Consider the following 16,088-nt stretch of genomic DNA (forward strand, 5'->3'; position numbering starts at 1 on the left):
AGTCCAGCGCCGCCGCACCGATCAAGGGGGATCACGCCAGATGTCGAGCGCCGCCGTCAGGGGATTTTTCGCCACCGCCGCCATGGGTTTCGCCCTGTGCGCAGCCATCACCGCCCAAGCCGCGCCCGCCGACACCACGGCCGCGCTGGAGCCGGAAACGTCCGATGTCGTGACGATGGAGCCGCCCAAGCCCAACTGGTTCTTCGTCGACGGCGGATGGGACATGCCGGGCACCAGCATCTTCGACGGCGAGACCGGCAAGATGGTGGGCATGGTCGAAACCCGGCGCCTCGCTGACATGGCGATCGATCCGGCCGGCCAATATTATTATGTCGCCGAAACCATCTGGTCGAAGGGCGATCGCGGCACGCGGCAGGACATGGTGTCGGTCTATGACACGCGCGAGCTGAAACTGGTCACCGAAATCACCATTCCCGACCGTATCCTGATCGGATCGCGCAAGAACAACTTCATCATCAGCGACGATGGCAAGACCGGCTTCGTCTATAATCTCAGCCCCGCCTCCTCGGTGAACATCGTCGACCTGGTGAAGCGCAAGTTCGTCGCCAATGTCGAACTGCCCGGCTGCGCCAGCATGATGCCCAATCCGGGCGTCGGCTTTTCCGCGCTGTGCGCCGACGGGTCACTCGCCACCGTGAAGCTGACTGGCAGCAAGGCCGATATCACCCATAGCGCGCCCTTCTTCTCGGCCACCGACGATCCGATCTTCGACAATTTCACCTATGACCGGAAGAAGAAGGAAACGACCTTCCTCAGCTACACCGGCCAGATCTGGACCGCGAAGCTTGGCCCGGCGCCGACCATCTCCGCGCCCTTCTCGATCCAGGCCGCCGCCGGCATCCGCCCCGGCGAAACCAAGCCGCTGGAGTTGAACTGGTATCCGGGCGGGCGCCAGCCGATGGCGCTGCACCGCGCGACCGGCCATTTGTTCGTGCTGATGCACATGGGCGAATATTGGTCGCACAAGGCGTCCGGCACGGAAGTCTGGGAAGTCGATCTCGCCACGCAGAAGGTGGTGAAGCGCCGCCCGCTGGAAGAGCCCATGAACAATATCGAGGTCACCCAGTCGGACAAGCCGCTGCTCATCATGGACGGCGAGAAGGGCACCGCCCTCGTCATCGACCTCGCCACCTGGGAAGAAAAGCACAAGATAGAGAAGGCCGGCGGCAGCACCATCACGGTCGCGGACCCGTCCTGACCATGGCGCAGGGCCTGGCGATCGCCGCGCTGGCGGCTGCCATCGGGATCGGCCTCATCCTGTTGCAGGCGGGCGTATCGAAGCTGCGCCACCGCATCCTGCTGCCCGGCGTGATCGCCAATTACCGGCTGCTGCCGCCCGCGCTGGTCGCGCCTGCCGCGACCCTGCTGCCACTGGCGGAGATCGCCATCGGCGCCACGCTGATCGCCGGCCTTGCCCCGGTGCCGGTGCTGCTCGCCATGCTGCTGCTTAGCCTCTTTGCCGGAGCGATGGCGATCAACATCGCGCGCGGGCGCAGCCATATCGACTGCGGCTGTGGACGTTCACAGTTACGCCATCCGATCGGCTGGCCGCTGGTGATCCGCAACCTGCTGCTGGTCGCGCTGGTCGCGCCGCGCCTGCTGCCCGCCCCGCCGCTGTCCGCGCTGGACATTGCCACCGCGGCCGCTGGCGGCATCGCCCTGTTCCTCGCCTTCCATCTGCTCGGCGCCATCCTGGCGCTGATCGCCACGCCCGCCGCCGCCTACCGGAGATAGAAGACCTATGCTGACCTCGCTCATCATCGCGCAGATCCTGTCCTGGGTCGCAATCTTCGCGCTCGGCATCGCCCTGCTGGCGGTCGCGCGGCAGGTCGGCGTGCTGCATATCCGCGTCGCGCCCGCCGGCGCGCTCGCCACCAGCGGCGGCCCAGCGGTGGGCGACGCCATCGTCAAGATCGATACCCGCACCATCGACGGCGCGCCCGTCACGATCGGCGGCCATGCCCATGGCACGGCGCTGCGCCTCTTGATGTTCGTCTCCGCCCAATGCCCACTGTGCAAGAATATCATCCCGATGGCCAAATCCTTCGCGCGGGACGAGCGGGTCGCGCTGACCTTCGTGGGCGACGATGATGTCGCCGCCCAGCGCGCGATGATCGCCCAGCACGGGCTGGAGGGCTATGCCTTCGTCAACGGGCCGGAGGCGGGCCAGGCCTATGGCGTCGCCAAGCTGCCTTTCGCCGTGCTGCTCGATGCCGAGGGCACCATCCTGTCCAAGGGGCTGGTCAACAGCCGCGAGCATCTCGAAAGCCTGGTCGTCGCCCATGAAATGGGAATCGCCACGGTGCAGGATTATATCGGTTCGCTCAAAGCCCAGGCGGCCTGATCGCAAGTTCAAAGGGGGTCCGTGACATGAAGAAGTTCGACGCCGACGCCATGGGGGAAAAGCTGCTGCGGCGCCTCGCCGGGGGGACATCCCGCCGCTCGATGCTCTCGCGCCTGGGGGCCGCCCTGGTCGCCGCGCCCGCCTTCCCGCTGCTGCCGGTCAGCCGCGCCGAAGCGGCCAAGCCCGACCGCTCGCCCGAGGCCAAGACCGCCTTTGCCCGCACTGCGCAGAGCAAGGACGAGACCAAGTGCGACTATTGGCGCTATTGCGCGATCGACGGCGCGCTGTGCACCTGCTGCGGCGGCGGCATCCACAGCTGCCCGGCGGGCGCGGAGCCCTCGCCCGTTTCCTGGGTTGGCACCTGCATCAACCCGGACGACGGCAAGGCCTATCTGATCGCCTATCGCGACTGTTGCGGCAAGCCAGCCTGCGGCCAGTGCGGCTGCGACAATACCGACCGCGAAACCCAGCTCTACATGCCCCAGCTCAACAATGACGTGATCTGGTGCTTCGGCACCAGCAGCATGGAATATCATTGTTCGACCGCCGTGCTGGTCGGCGCGGCCAGCTGAGGCCGGCAGGGCATGCGGCATGCGCTGCTGATCGGATCGCTGGCGCTGCTCGGCGCGGTCGGCATCGGCCGCGCCGCGCTGCCGCCGATGGGGCTGCTGCCCAGCGCGATCACCGATCCCGATCTCGCCCGGTCCGACTATGTCGAAAATTGCGGCGGCTGCCACGGGGTGCAGGGCAGTGCCGCGCCCGCAGCCCTGCCCGAACTGCGCGGCCGGGTCGGCTGGTTCCTCTGCACCCCCCAGACCCGCGCCTATCTCATCCGCCTGCCCAATGTCGCGCTCAGCCGGATCAAGGATAATCAGCAACTGGCCGACATGATGAACTTCGTCGTCTTCGGCCTGGGCGGCGGTAGCGTGCCGCAGGGCAGCACGCCCTTCACCGCCGAGGAAGTCGCCCATGAACGCCGCTTCGCCCTGTCCGCCGCCTCGCTGACCGCCGAACGTGCCCGCCATGTCGAAACCGCGATCCGCAAATGCCATGCACCCGCCTCGCTCCGGCAGATGTTTCCGTCGGCGGGGCGATAACGCTGCCACGGGCATCGCTGTCCTACACGCCGCTTTTTTGATCTGTCCCTCGCCATGCGACAAAGGCTGTTCCCCCTCGCCCAACCCGGCCGCCCGGCGCGTGGCAGGCGCCTATGTGGCGCGCGGCTGTCGCGTCATGGGCGCGCGACAGGGGCAAGGGCGACGCGCTTCCATGCCCCTCCCCCCATTACCCCCAGCGCGGCACAGGCGCGTTACCGACGCCTCGCAGGTGCGCGACAGGCGCAAACACCCCCAATAGGCCGTTTACACTGTGAACTTCGGCAGACGCGCGCCCGATCGCGGGCGCCACCATGCTTCAGAATTTCGCCTTCACCCCGGCATACCAGCGGCGCGGCGCCCCCGCGCCATAGGCCCTGGGATCGCTCGCTCCCGGCGCCTCCTCCAGTTCGATCTCGTCCACCTCGGTAAAGGTGCCGAAGGTCGCATAATGGCGGTCGAACAGGTTGCGAACCTCGCCAAACAGGGTGACGCCGGGGATGATGTCGATGCCGGCGCGAATATTGGCGATCAGATAGCCGGGCACTTTTGCATTCTGGTTGGCCTCGTCCCCGACCAGATATTGGCCCGACCGGGCGATCAGGTCGCCGCCGATCGACCAACGGCGCTGACCGCCCAAGGTGCCAGCATAATCCAGCGTGAGGGTCGCACTATGGCGAGGGATACCGGGCAGCCGATCGCCCTTCCCGACGTCGATCGTGCCGTCCTCATTCGCCTCCGGATTGGCCGGGCTGCTCAGTGTCAGCGCGCTGCGATAGGTCGCATCGGTAAAGGCATAGCTCAACCCCGCGCTGAAACCGCCCCGCGCCGCCTTGACCGACGCCTCGACACCCTGGCGCCGGGTCTTGCCGATATTCTGGAAATAGGCCCGACCGCGAATGTCCGACGCGATATATTGGATGTCGTCATGATTGCCGGTGCGATAGGCGGAGAGCAGCCAATCGGCGGTCCAGCCACCGACAGCGAAGCGGCCCGAACCGCCCGCCTCCCAGCTTTTCGCCACCACCTGCTTGAGCGGCGGATCGGCGATGAAGAAATTGGTCAGGCTGCACGGCGCATTCTCGTCGGCGCAGGACAGTTCGGCCGGGGTCGGCGCGCGGTTGGTCTCGGCATAGCCGACCCGCAGCGACAGCCCGTCCGAAACCCGATAGTCCAGCTCCGCGCCGGGATTGAGCCGCTGGAAATTGTGCCGCCCGTTCAGCGCCGTGCCGATCTGGTCGACCAATTCGATCCGCGCATGGTTCCAGCGCAGCCCCAGTTCCGCCGTCAGCCCCGGCGCCAGCGGCAACCGGTCCTGCACGAAGACGCCCCAATAATCGGTGTGTGCGACCAGCCCGACCGGCGCGATCGCGCCGTCCGGCTGGACGATGATCGACCCCAGCCCCTCGACGCTGCGCTCGTCCGTCATCGCCCCCAATTCGGTCGATGTGTCGAACCGGGTGCGGCTGGTGTCGTAACTCATGCCGATCGCAAAATGATTGATCCCGCCCATCAGCGCCCGATCGTCGATCAACTGCACCAGCGCGCCCATTGCATCGGTCCGCGTCCGCCCCCGGTTAAGCACGCCATAACCCTCGCCGCCCAGGCTGTCGGCAATGGCGTTGCCGTTCGCGTCGGTCAGGACCGCCTGCGCCTCGTCCCCGTCATCATCGCTCCCCACCGTCTCCAGGCAGAGCAGCCCGGCGTCATCCTCATCCTCGCACCCCTCGATATCGGCGGCGTCGCCATTGACCGTGCGCAAGGTCAGCCGCTGGGCATAGAGCGTCCCTTCGATCCGGGTCGTGTCGGACAGCGCGACCCAGGGGTGCAGGCTGATCCGGCCATAGCTGCTGCGGCTATTGTCGGGCCAGGTGAAGACGGCGCGCCGGTCCGCTGCCAGCAGTTCGACCGGCGATACGCCATTGCCGGTCAGGTCGGTCTTTGCCCCGACCAGCTTCATGTGCAGCCCGCCCTTCTCCGTGTCGAAACCCAGGTCGGCATAGCCATTATAGAGATGCGACGGGCTATGATCCCGCCAACCATCGTCATGGCTATACTGGAACGCCCCGAACGCACTGAAATTGCCACGCGCAAAACCGCCAGCGATGCTCGCCTCGGCATAGCCGAAACGGCCGCCGGTCGCGCTCGCCTCCAGCCCCGGATCGCTGCGCCCGTCCTTCGTCTCCAGCAGGATCGCCCCGCCCAGCGCATTAAGGCCATAGACCGGGCTGGCGTCGAGCAGGCTCAATTTACGGATCGCTGCCTCGGGGATCAGGTCGAACTGGACGGTATCGCCGAACGGCTGGTTGAAACGGGCGCCGTCCATATAGACGGCCAGCCCCTGCGCCTGCCCCTGCAGCGGCGAGGCAACGAAGCCGCGATAGAGAAGATTGGGCTGCCAGGGATTATTCTGCGCGTCCTGCAGCGTGATGCCGGCAATATTGCGGGTCAGCGCGCCGAGCAGATCGGGCGTGCCGCCGACGCCGATATCCCGCCTGGAAATGGACAGTGCATCATCGACATCGATCGCCCCGCCCGGCGCCGTGACGATGATCGTCTGTGCCGGGCCAGCATCGGGCTCTTCCGCCCATGCCAGCGCCGGTATCAGCGCCACGCCCGCCAGACCCGCGCAAAGCCAGCCCTTGCCCCGCATATCCCACTCCCATCTCTGTTTATGGAAAGGACGCTAGGGAGGGCCGGCGATCGCCTCCATTATACCTTGGGTCGCATGCGAAAATCAGGCGGCAACCCCGGCGCGGCTGCGCACCAGGTCCGCGACCACGCTGGGATCGGCCAGCGTGCTGACATCGCCCAGCGCCTGTGCCGACACCTCCCCCTCGGCGATCTTGCGCAGGATGCGGCGCATGATCTTGCCCGATCGCGTCTTGGGCAGGCCCGGCGCGAACTGGATCACGTCCGGCGTGGCGATCGGCCCGATCTCGCTGCGCACCCATTGGGTCAGGGCACGGCGCAGATCCTCGCTCGGTTCCTCGCCAACATTCAGCGTGACATAGGCATAGATGCCCTGCCCCTTGATGTCGTGCGGCATACCAACAACCGCCGCCTCCGCCACGGTCGCATGCAGCACCAGCGCGCTCTCGACCTCGGCCGTGCCCATGCGATGGCCCGACACGTTGATGACATCGTCGACCCGGCCGGTGATCCAATAATAGCCGTCCTCGTCCCGCCGTGCGCCGTCGCCGGTGGTATATTTCCCGGAAAAAGTGGTGAAATAGGTCTGGAAGAAACGCTCATGATCGTTCCAGACGGTGCGCATCTGGCCGGGCCAGGACCGGGCGATCACCAGATTGCCTTCGCTCGCGCCATCCTGCACCACGCCATCGCCATCGACGATCTGCGCCTCGACACCGGGCATGGGAAAGGTCGCGCTGCCGGGCTTCAGGTCCGTGGCGCCCGGCATCGGCGCGATCATCGCACCGCCGGTCTCGGTCTGCCACCAGGTGTCGATGATCGGGCAGCGCCCCTCGCCCGCGACGCCATGATACCAGCGCCAGGCTTCGGGATTGATCGGCTCGCCGACGCTGCCCAGCAATTGGAGCGACGCGCGGCTGGTCTTCGTGACATGATGGTCGCCCTCCTTCATCAGCGCGCGCAGCACGGTCGGCGCGGTGAACAGCGTATGGACCTGATGCCGGTCGACCACCTCCCAGATGCGGCTGGGCGTCGGCCAGCTCGGCAGGCCTTCATACATCAGCGTCGTCGCGCCATTGGCCAGCGGACCATAGACGATATAGCTGTGCCCCGTGACCCAGCCGACATCGGCGGCGCACCACCAGACGTCACCGGGCCGATAATCGAAGCAGAGCGCATGGGTGAGGCTGGCCCAGAGCAGATAACCGCCGCTCGAATGGACCACGCCCTTGGGCTTGCCGGTGGAGCCGGAGGTGTAGAGCAGGAACAGCGGGTCTTCCGCCTTCATCACCTCGGCCGGGCAATCGGGCGCGACGCCGGCCATCGCCTCGTCATACCAGCTGTCGCGGCCCGGCTGCATCGCCACCGCCCCGCCGGTTGCGCGCACCACCAATACGCGGCGCACGCTGGTGCAATGGTCGAGCGCCAGCGCCGCGTCGACATTGGCCTTGAGCGGCACGCGCTTGCCGCCGCGCCGGCCCTCGTCGGCAGTGACGACGATGCTGGAATCGCAATCGGTGATGCGGCCTGCCAGCGCCTCGGGCGAAAAGCCGCCGAACACGACGCTGTGGATCGCGCCGATCCGGGCGCAGGCGAGCAGCGCCACCGCCGCCTCCGGGATCATCGGCATATAGATGGTGATGCGGTCGCCCCGGCGTGCGCCAGCATCCTTGAGCACATTGGCGAACCGGCAGACCTCGGCATGCAATTCACGATAGGTCAGGCTACGCGGCGCTTCAGACGGATCATCGGGTTCCCAGAGGATCGCGGTAACGTCGCCCCGCTCGGCCAGATGCCGGTCGAGACAATTGGCCGACACGTTGAGCGTGCCGTCGGCGAACCATTGGATACCGAAATCCGCTTCGTCGAAGCTGCTGTCCGACGCGCGGGTCGGCGGCGTGATCCAGTCCAGCCGCTGCGCCTGCTCCAGCCAATAGGCATCACCGTCATCAAGCGACCGGCGATAATCGGCGGCGCGCGCCGCCTGGTTCATGCGGGCATGGGCCGCCCAGTCGGCAGGTATCGGAAACAGGTCTTCGGACATGATGGCTCCCTTCATTGGCCGATCCGCACGCCGATCCAGAGCGTCCTGGGCGTGCCCAGGTCGATCGATCCACCGGCATTGCGGGTGACGACATCCTCGTCGAACAGATTTTCCCCGCGCGCGACCAGGCTGATACCATGGCCGATCGGCAGCCGGGCAAGGGCGTCGAGCGTCAGCGCATCGGGCAGCACATCGCTCTGCAGATCATCCTCATATTGCTTGGCCGTGTAGCGCAGCGTCGCCGAAAGCTCCGGTCCGGCCTTGGGCGCCCAGGCCAGCGTCGCGCTGGCCGAGTGACGCGGCACCTGCGCCGGGGCGAAGCCATCGAACGCCATGCCCGGCGCATCGACCTTGCTGTGGCTGTAGGCATAGGAAGCGAGCAGCGAGAAATCGGCCGGCAGCTGCGCGCTGGCAGTCAGCTCCACGCCCTTCGCCACGATCGTATTCACATTCTGGCGCTGGCGGGTGTTGGTGGCGATGGTGACGTTCGCGATCGCATCGTCTAGCCGGTTGTAGAAGAGGGTGGCCGAAAGCTGCACGCCCGACGCCGGGGTCAGGTCGATGCCACCCTCCACGCCCTTGAGCTTCTCGGGCTTGAGTGCCGCATTGGCCTGGGTGGTGATCGGGAAGACGACGAAGGGGCGATACAGCTCGTTGAGCGTCGGCAGGCGGAAGCCGCTATAGGCCGCGCCGCGCAACGCCACCGCATCGCTGATATGGTAGAGCGCGCCGGCCCGGCCGGAAAATTCCCAGTCGGAGCGATTGGCATAGCTGCTGTCCTGCGTCACCGTCCCAGCCGCACTGACCGCCTTGTAGAAGCCGTTGCGGATCGACCAGCGATCGGCCCGCACCCCGCCGGTCAGGACAAGATTGCCAATCGTCCAGTCATCCTCGGCAAAGATGCCGCTGGTGATCTGGTCGCCACCGGCATGGCGGCGCGCTGTCAGCGGGTTGCTGGCGATGCCGGCATTATAGGCATCTTCAAACATGTCGCCGGTGGCAAAGCGGCTATCCACGCCGATGCGCAGCACATGATCCGCGCCCACCGGCGGGCGCAGCTCGATCTTGCCGCCGATCCCGGTCGAGGGGGTGTTGCGCTGGTCGAGCGACTTGCGGAAGCTGGTGGAGGAGATGACGATGTTCGAGAAATTGCGCGCCTGGAGATAGGCGAGCGCATCGACCTGCCAGCGGCCGCGCGAAATATAGCGGATGCTGGCGTCCTGGCCCTGGCTCATGCTGTCGGCGCCGGCAAAGCGCAGGGTGCGATTGTCCTGGAACAGGGTGCCGCGAAACTGGATTTCCGAGGTGGCGTCGATCGGCGCGACCGCGCGCAAATTGGTCGACCAGCTATCATAGGCGGCGGGCACGGTGGCGGCGACACGCTGGTCGCGGGGCGTGGTCTGGAAACCGTCGCCCCGGTCCCAGCGACCGGACAGCGACACGTAACCGCTGCCCAGATCCGGCGCGATGCTGGCGGACAATTCGGTCGCATCCCTGCTGCCGTAGAAGGCGCTGGCACCGAAGGCCGGCATCTGGTCGCGGGTGGCGCTGGCCAGTTCGATCGTGCCGGCGACCGCGCCCGCGCCGAACGCGCCACTGCCGCCGCCGCGCGTCACCCGGACCAGTGCCAGCCGGTCGGGCACCAAAGCCGAAAAGGGGATATAGCCGAAAAAGGGATCGGCCACCGGCACGCCATCAAGCAGCACCAGCGTCCGGCTCGACGCATTGCCGCCCAGCGCGCGCAGCGTGGCGCCCTGGTTCGACGGATTGGACGCGCGACTGTCAGATCGGCGGAACTGCTGGAAACCCGCGACATCGGCCAGCACGCTCTCGATCCGACCCGACGCCGCATCCTCAAGCCGATCCCGGTCTATCACCACAGACCCATAGGCCGGCGTCCCAGGCGGCAGGGCGAGGCCCGTGCCCGTCACCACGATCGACGCGGCGGCCATCGCTTCGCCAGCACCATCGGGTGTTTCCGCCTGCGCCGCGAAGGGCGCCATTGCCATGCCGAGCGCGAGCCATTTTGTTCTGCGCATATATCCTCCCCTGCCGCCCCGTCATGCGAAGGGGCGGCATCCCTTCGATAGGATGCCGCCCCTTGCCGGAACATTGGCCTTTGGGCCGATGGCCCTTCTCCCGCTCAGAAGAAGAGGATGGCGCCGGCGGCGATCGTGTCGCCCTCCGCCTCATTGCCGTTATGCGCCTTGGACGTGCTGTGGATATATTCGCCGATCAGCGTCACCCAGCTGGTCAGGCCATAACGGCCCTGCCCCACCCAGCTGCTATTCTTGCGGATAAGCGTCGGGTTGGCGAGCGCATCGGCGGCATTGGCATAATGGAGATTGCTCTCGCCATAGCTGCCGCCGACCGAGAATTTGCCGAAGGTCGCCAGCCCCTGAAGATAGAAGCCGTCGCTGTCGCGCTTGTTACCCACTGCATCCGTGTCGAACAGGTTGAGCGCCGTCGTGCCCAGCCCCGAGCCATTATAATAATAGCCGGTGAGGACGATCGGGCCGTAGCCGATCTTGGCGCCGGTATCGAAACCGCTGCCGGTATAGGAAATGCCGTCGACGCGATTATGCCGCTGGGTGATGCCTGACAGCCAGGCGCGGGCCGAGAAATCGCCGAACTTGCCATCATAGACGATCTTGCCCTGGAAGCCGGGCGACTTGTTGCTTTCACCCGGTCCCGTCAGCGATTCGAGCGGCTGGAAGACGCCGACCGAAACCTGGAAGCCCGAGAGGCTGGGCGAGGTGTAAGTGATCTGCGGCTGGAAGTCGGTATAGATATAGCCGATGCCGATGCGGCCCAGCGAAGTGTTGGACGGCGCGACATTGCCGCCGCTCGACCCGACCGACAGCAAAGTGATGTCGTTCAATATGCCTTCCGAGCCGAACAGGCCGATGTCGCGACCCAGCTTGAACTCGCCCAGGCCGGAATGGCCGATGGTCATGTAGGTCTGGCGGAAATCGATGCCGGCGGTCTGCAGCGCGACCGGCCGGCCGCCGGCATTGGCGCCGCCGCCGACCGAATAATCCGCGCTGTTGATACCGGGATACATGCCGAAATGAGCGCCGACGTCCCAGCCGCCCTGATTGGTCGTGACGTCGAACTTCAGGTAGCCGGGCAGCAGGCCGTTGCGGATCGCCGAACTATTGCCGCCAACCGGCACCACGCCGCCGACGACATCGGTATTCGGCCCGGCCGCCTGGCCATTTTCATGGGTGTAGAAACCATTGACCGATCCGGAAATCTTGACCGTGACATCGCCCACCTCAAATCCGACGCCGCTGTCGGCGACGCGCACCACGGGCCTGCCGCCCGAGGCGGCGGGCGCAGCGGCAGCGGCCGGCGCGGCGGCGTCTTCCTTTGCCAGCTGGGCATATTCCTCGTCGGTGAGGATCCCCTTCTCATGAAGCCTTTTCAGCAGTTCGCTCGTCGTCCCGGCGCTCGCCGGCGTTGCCCCTGCGACGAACAGCAACGCCATGGCGGCGCTGCCGAGGAATGTTCCCCGTGCCATCTCATCCTCCCTCTTGTGCGCCGGTCGTGCCGGCTGTCGGGAAGAGTGGGCGGCGGCGATGGCGGCCGAAATTGGACTTTGGTTCTCGTCCTCCTCCCGCGCACCTCGCTATACTTTTGGTCAGGGCGCGACGGCGATGCCCCACGGCCCGGCGCCGACCGCCACCGTGCCGACGACCTTGCCGGCGGCCAGATCGATCACCGAAACATTGTCCGAAAGGCCATTGGCGGCAAAAGCACGCGCGCCGTCCGGGCTGACTGCCACATGCCAGACCCGCTTGCCGACCGGCACATAGGCGCGGACCTTGCGGGTGGCGACATCGACCAGCGCGACATGATTGGCACGGCCGAGCGCCACGACCGCCGACTTGCCGTCCGGCGTGAAACGGATGCCGCAGGGCAATAGCTGATAATCCTGCACGCCGGGAATGGCAAAATGCAGCGTCTCGACAATCTTGCGCGTGGCCGGATCGGCAATCTGCACCGTGCCGCCTATCTCCGCCGCGATCCACAGCTCCTTGCCATCGGCGGTAAATTCCACATGGCGCGGGCGCTGATCCGTCTCGGTCGCATCGACCATCGTCTTGCTCGTCAGGTCGATCCAGTTGACGACGCCATCATCCTCCGATGTCACCACCACCCATTTGCCGTCGGGGCTCTGCGCCACGCCCTCGGGCTCCTTGCCGACGTCGACCTGGAAGGCGACCTTGCGGCTGTCGAGGTCGATCGCGGTCAGCGCGGCATTATCCTCATTGGCGACGAACAAGGTCCGGCCATCGCGCGACAGGAAGAATTGCTCGGGATCCTGCCCCGATGGCAGGTCCGCGACGACCTTGCCGGTCGCGCGGTCGATCATCTGCACCGCATGGTCGTTGCTGGCGCAGAGCAGGATATATTTGCCGTCCTTGGTGAGGGTGATGCCGCGCGGCCGTCCGCCCACCGGCCAGGTCGCGACCGTCTGCATCGTGGCGGCATCGATGACGCTGACGCTATTGCCCCGCTCGTTGGAGACATAGAGCGTCTCGGCCCGGACCGACGGGATCGCCACCGTCAGCGCAAGCCCCGCAATCACGCCCTTCATCATGCCCGCATCCTCTCGTTCTTTTGGCCTGATAGCGGATTAGCCCCCGGCCCGTCGCGGCGGGATTGTACCAATGGCCAATGGGGGCCGCCCCCGCCCTCCCCTACAGTCATCAGCGACAGGGACGACATGCGGCCAGCACAGGCACGCGGCACAGACGAGGGTTTGGGATGAGGAATTACGGACGGATCGCATTGTTCGGCGCGGCCTGCCTGGCGGGCGCATCGATCACATCGGCACTGATGGCGCATGGCAATGTCACGCCGCAGGCGGTCGACACATCGGCCCTGCCGGAAATCGGCGCCGACTGGGTGCAGCACAACCCCTATCGCGGCAATGCCACGGCGGCGAAGATCGGCGAATCCGCCTATGGCCAGAATTGCGCCCGCTGCCACGGGCTGGACGCGGAAAGCGGCGGCATCGCGCCGGACCTGCGCTATCTGGAAGTCGGCGACAGCGGCGACGAATGGTTCATCCAGCGTTACCAGCATGGCTCCAGCCATGACGGCAAGGTCTATATGCCGCCCTTCGGCGACGTGCTGGGACAGAAGGCCGGATGGGCGATCCGCGCCTGGCTCGAAACCAAGCATCAGGAGTGATCGCGATGGATCGCCGCGCCTTCTTGAGCAGCGCGGTGGCCGCCGCGCTGGTTGGCTATATTTCGAGCGGGCAGGCGGCAAAGGCCGCACCGCTCGGCAAGGTCAGGGAATTGGGTGTCCTTCGGGTCGCAGTCTATAAGGACAACCGCCCCTGGTCCTGGCGCAAGGACGGCAAGCTGACCGGGATCGACGTCGACCTGGCCCAGGCGCTGGCCAAGGGGCTGGGCGTGCGCGCCGACATTGCCGAACTGGTCGCGGACGAAAGCGCCGACGACGACCTGCGCAACGGGGTGTGGAAGGGCGGCCTTTTGGGCTTCCAGCCGGCCGACATCATGCTCCATGTGCCGTTCGACCGGACTTTCGCCGCACGCAATGATCAGGTCGCGATCATCGCGCCTTATTATCGCGAGAGCTTCCAGTTTGCGGCGGTGAAGGGCGAGATCGACGTCAACGCGCCGCCGACCCAATATCGGGGGAAGCGGCTGGCGGTCGAGATCGACTCCATTCCCGATTTCTACCTGATCGGCACATTCGGCGGCATATTGGCCAGGGATGTCGTCCATTTCCCCGGCGGGACGGAAGCCGTTACCGCGCTGACCGATGGCCGGGCCGATGGCGCGCTCGCCAGCCGGGCGCAGATCGAGGCGGTGCTGCACGACAGCGGCGCCACCAACATCGTCCGCCGCACCAGCCCCCTGCCCGCCTTCACCTCGGCCGGATGGGACATCGGCATGGCGGTGAAGGAGAATAGCCGGAACCTGGGCGATGCGGTCGAAACGATCCTGGCCGACATGACGAAAACGGGTGCGCTTAAGGCGATCTTCGAGCGCCATGGCGTCGCCTATGCGCCGGCCGTCGCGGCAGGCTGAACGGGCGACCCAAGGTCCAATTGGCACGGCCGCCGTGCCCCATAAGGTGCTGCATCGACGGCGTTGATCACGCCGGAAAACAAGGGAGGATGACTATGACGGGACGTTTCACGCGTTCGTTCCTGGGGGCAGCCGCGATCGCGCTGGTGGCCGGGGCTGCGCCACTGCTGGCGGCCGATGCGGCAGGCGGGCCGACCGATGCCGACCTGATGAACGATGCCGCATCGACCGGCGACGTGCTGACCTATGGCATGGGACCGCAGGCGCAGCGTTTCAGCACGCTCAACCAGATCAACACCGATACCGTCAGCAAGCTGGTGCCCGCCTTCGCCTCGTCGCTGGGTGGCGAGAAGCAGCGCGGCCAGGAGGCCCAGCCTCTGGTCTATGACGGCACCATCTATGTCACCGGTTCCTATTCGCGGCTCTATGCCTTCGACTCCCGCACCGGCGAGGAGAAATGGGAATATAATGCCCGCCTGCCCGATGACATCATGCCCTGCTGCGACGTCGTCAATCGCGGTGCGGCGATCCATGGCGACAAGATCATTTTCGCCACGCTCGACGCGCGGCTGGTGGCGCTCAATCGCCATACCGGCAAGGTGGTGTGGAACAAGCAGATTGCCGACTACAAGGCCGGCTACAGCGCGACCGCCGCGCCGCTGATCGTCAAGGGCATGGTCATCACTGGCAATTCGGGCGGCGAGTTCGGCATCGTCGGCGCAGTCGAGGCCCGCGACGTCGATACCGGCGAGCTGATCTGGCACCGTCCGGTGATCGAAGGCAACATGGGCACCTTGCGCGGCAAGGATAATGGCATCACCGGCAAGCTCAATGCCACCTGGCAGGGCGATCTCTACAAGACCGGCGGCGGCGCGACCTGGCTGGGTGGCACCTATGATCCGGAAACCAATCTTCTCTATTTCGGCACCGGCAACCCGGCCCCCTGGAACAGCCATTTGCGGCCCGGCGACAATCTCTACACCGCGTCGACGCTGGCGATCGATCCCGAAACCGGCGTGATCAAATGGCATTACCAGACCACCCCGCATGACGGCTGGGATTTCGACGGGGTCAACGAGTTCATCCCGTTCGACGCGACGATCAACGGCAAGCCGATGAAGCTGGGCGCCAAGGCGGACCGCAACGGCTATTTCTTCGTGCTCGACCGGACCAACGGCAAGTTCGTCAGCGCCAACCGCTTCGTCATGCAGACCACCTGGGCCAGCGGCTATGACAAGAATGGCAAGCCGATCGTGATCCCGGCCGGTCGCCCCGGCGCGCCGAGCGCGACCGAAAAGGGCACCACCGTTTTCTCGTCACCCAGCTTCCTGGGCGGCAAGAACTGGATGCCGATGGCCTATAGCAAGGACACCGGCCTGTTCTACATCCCGTCCAATGACTGGGGCATGGACATCTGGAACGAGCCGATCGCCTACAAGAAAGGCGCCGCCTATCTGGGCGCGGGCTTCACCATCAAGCCGATCGCCGAGGATCATATCGGCGCGCTGCGGGCGATGGACCCCAAGACCGGCAAGATCGTCTGGGAATATAAGAACAAGGCGCCGCTGTGGGGCGGCGTGCTGTCGACCGCCGGCAATCTGGTCTTCACCGGCACGCCCGAAGGCTATCTGAAGGCCTTCGACGCCAAGACCGGCAAGGAATTGTGGAAGTTCCAGACCGGGTCGGGCGTGGTCGGATCGCCGGTCACCTGGGAACAGGATGGCGAGCAATATGTCGCCGTCATGTCCGGCTGGGGCGGCGCGGTGCCGCTGTGGGGCGGCGAAGTGGCCAAGTCCTTCAAGGACATCAATCAGGGCGGTTCGCTCTGGGTGTTCAAGCTGGCCAAATAAGGAGGCGAGGAC

The 16,088-nt window shown here is 66.0% G+C and carries 13 protein-coding genes; 8 read left to right on the forward strand and 5 right to left on the reverse strand.

All coding sequences use genetic code 11. The annotated features are described in order from the left end of the window. Positions 1-40 precede the first annotated feature (40 nt). Genes AC13EK_RS20420 through AC13EK_RS20440 form a run of 5 tightly spaced genes read left to right on the forward strand, consistent with a single transcriptional unit; the run spans position 41 to position 3,462 of the window. The gene (locus AC13EK_RS20420) at positions 41-1,219 is read left to right on the forward strand and encodes an amine dehydrogenase large subunit (protein WP_069337361.1); all 1,179 of its coding nucleotides are present in this window, start codon (positions 41-43) and stop codon (positions 1,217-1,219) included. Between the two features lie 2 nt (positions 1,220-1,221). Next, positions 1,222-1,755: a MauE/DoxX family redox-associated membrane protein gene (locus tag AC13EK_RS20425; RefSeq protein ID WP_069337362.1), complete on the forward strand. Its 534-nt coding sequence runs from the start codon at positions 1,222-1,224 to the stop codon at positions 1,753-1,755. Positions 1,756-1,762: 7 nt separating this feature from the next. Then, entirely contained in the window at positions 1,763-2,365 is a 603-nt protein-coding gene (locus AC13EK_RS20430; RefSeq protein WP_069337363.1) for a thioredoxin domain-containing protein, read from the forward strand. Between the two features lie 26 nt (positions 2,366-2,391). After that, entirely contained in the window at positions 2,392-2,937 is a 546-nt protein-coding gene (locus AC13EK_RS20435; RefSeq protein WP_017498892.1) for a methylamine dehydrogenase light chain, read from the forward strand. 12 nt (positions 2,938-2,949) lie between these two features. Beyond that, positions 2,950-3,462 carry a c-type cytochrome gene (locus tag AC13EK_RS20440; protein WP_010338486.1) on the forward strand — a complete coding sequence of 171 codons (513 nt, stop codon included), beginning with the start codon at positions 2,950-2,952 and terminating at the stop codon, positions 3,460-3,462. A gap of 316 nt (positions 3,463-3,778) precedes the next feature. Here AC13EK_RS20440 and AC13EK_RS20445 read toward each other — a convergent pair whose 3' ends face one another. The 5 genes from AC13EK_RS20445 to AC13EK_RS20465 all read right to left on the reverse strand — a co-directional run bounded on the left by AC13EK_RS20445 (position 3,779) and on the right by AC13EK_RS20465 (position 12,761). Beyond that, complete coding sequence (locus AC13EK_RS20445; protein ID WP_069337364.1) at positions 3,779-6,112, reverse strand: TonB-dependent receptor; 2,334 nt, start codon at positions 6,110-6,112, stop codon at positions 3,779-3,781. Positions 6,113-6,196: 84 nt separating this feature from the next. Further along, positions 6,197-8,155: an acetate--CoA ligase gene (gene acs, locus AC13EK_RS20450; RefSeq protein ID WP_277788377.1), complete on the reverse strand. Its 1,959-nt coding sequence runs from the start codon at positions 8,153-8,155 to the stop codon at positions 6,197-6,199. 11 nt (positions 8,156-8,166) lie between these two features. Then, a complete protein-coding gene (locus AC13EK_RS20455) occupies positions 8,167-10,194 on the reverse strand; it encodes a TonB-dependent receptor (protein WP_277788378.1) in 2,028 nt (675 codons plus the stop codon). 104 nt (positions 10,195-10,298) lie between these two features. Beyond that, positions 10,299-11,678, reverse strand: coding sequence for a hypothetical protein (locus AC13EK_RS20460; protein ID WP_069337366.1), 1,380 nt, complete (start codon positions 11,676-11,678; stop codon positions 10,299-10,301). A gap of 120 nt (positions 11,679-11,798) precedes the next feature. Then, on the reverse strand, positions 11,799-12,761 hold the full coding sequence (locus tag AC13EK_RS20465) for a PQQ-dependent catabolism-associated beta-propeller protein (protein ID WP_069337367.1): 963 nt from the start codon (positions 12,759-12,761) through the stop codon (positions 11,799-11,801). 167 nt (positions 12,762-12,928) lie between these two features. Between AC13EK_RS20465 and pedF the strand changes: the two genes are divergently transcribed. From pedF to AC13EK_RS20480, 3 genes are all read left to right on the forward strand, one after another. After that, entirely contained in the window at positions 12,929-13,357 is a 429-nt protein-coding gene (pedF, locus tag AC13EK_RS20470; RefSeq protein ID WP_004208341.1) for a cytochrome c-550 PedF, read from the forward strand. A 5-nt stretch (positions 13,358-13,362) separates the two neighbouring features. Next, a complete protein-coding gene (locus tag AC13EK_RS20475; protein ID WP_069337373.1) occupies positions 13,363-14,226 on the forward strand; it encodes a substrate-binding periplasmic protein in 864 nt (287 codons plus the stop codon). Between the two features lie 95 nt (positions 14,227-14,321). Beyond that, a complete protein-coding gene (locus tag AC13EK_RS20480; RefSeq protein ID WP_069337368.1) occupies positions 14,322-16,076 on the forward strand; it encodes a methanol/ethanol family PQQ-dependent dehydrogenase in 1,755 nt (584 codons plus the stop codon). The last annotated feature ends 12 nt before the right edge of the window (positions 16,077-16,088 follow it).

The organism is Sphingobium sp. L-44 (assembly GCF_056859495.1).